General features: G+C 34.4%; 2 protein-coding genes. Both read left to right on the top strand.

What is annotated here, in order from left to right; all coding sequences use genetic code 11:
• On the top strand, positions 1-783 hold a 783-nt coding region (locus HMPREF2628_RS11145; RefSeq protein WP_257375296.1), incomplete at its 5' end, for a DNA/RNA non-specific endonuclease.
• Positions 784-1,227 (top strand): hypothetical protein, encoded by a 444-nt coding sequence (locus HMPREF2628_RS08470; protein WP_070842897.1) that lies wholly within the window; start codon positions 784-786, stop codon positions 1,225-1,227. It abuts the gene before it with no gap.
• Positions 1,228-1,338: the final 111 nt, after the last annotated feature.

Here is a 1,338-nt window from a genome sequence, read left to right on the forward strand (position 1 = left end):
ATGATTAGCTTAGCCAAGAACAGTACCAAGGCAAGAATTCTCGCAAATGTCGAAAAATGGGGTTCAAAGGTTGACAATATCCTAGCGAAGAGCAATAATGTCATTAGGCAATTTGGGGAGAAATTATTAGATACCCGAATCCCAGTCGGCATTCGTAAAAAGGCATTTGCCTTTGCGGGAGGTATGGGAACCATGCCTACCTTCAGCGTTGAGAGTAAGACACTGCGTGATGTGATGCACTTCTCTAGCAAACATGCGGATGATGTGGTGAGAATTTCTGATGATGCTGGAAAAGTAGCGGATAAGGTCGGTGATATACTTCGAGATGGTTCTCACTTTGATGATGCAGGGAAATTAAAGCCCAATGTTCAATATCAGGCTGGAGAGCATAATTATTTATATCAGACAGACGAGTTGGGGCGTATTAGTGAAGCATACGCAGATAACTTGCAATTAAAGCTACATGATGGTAGACTACGACATAAAGGAAATACACCGGATAAATTACCTGATGATCATGCGGGTCATATATTTGGAGATTTATTTGGTGGATCTCCTGAATTAGATAATTTATTATCACAAGCGAAAGACGTAAATCTCAAAACCTATCGTCGTCTTGAACGAGACTGGTCAGAAGCAATTAAAGCGAATAAGAAAGTTGAAGTTCACGTCAAAATTGAGTACGTAGGGAATTCTGCACGACCGAAGACATTTAGGGTAAATTATACAATTGATGGACAAACTTATACACGTCGTATAAAAAATATTAATGGAGTGAAGTAAATGATATTTGAAGATTTATTAATGGAAATTCAATCTGATTTGGTGTCTTTGGGATTAGAATATTCGAATAGTCAAATTGATGAAATTTATTTGTATGGTTATATGGAAGAAGGTAGTTATTTTTTCAATTTATTTTTTAAGAAAAATGGGGAGATAATTAGACTCAATCAGATTAATGATTTTTTGAGTGAAAATGAAAAAATAGACGATTCACGTGATAGACAGATACAACTTCTAGAATTAGGAATTGATGATTTGGAAAAAATCGAGATTTTGTTTGAGAATAATAAAAAAGAAGTACCTACCGAAATCAAAATTATTTATAATAAGAGCAGCAATAGTCTCAAATCTAAATATAGTTATTCACCTATTTCAGATGATACTTCAGAATTAGAATTATTCAATAACTGGTATGATACGGTGAAAGTAGAAAATAATATTTGAAGATAAGATAATGGATTTACAAGTAGTCAAGCACTTTGAACTTAGTTCCTACTCCATTATCATATAGTTATGAAAAGCAGGAAGCTCAGATCCATTATAATCAACTAGATC

Origin of the sequence: Streptococcus sp. HMSC063B03, assembly GCF_001836965.1 — a bacterium.
GTDB lineage: Bacteria > Bacillota > Bacilli > Lactobacillales > Streptococcaceae > Streptococcus > Streptococcus pneumoniae_F.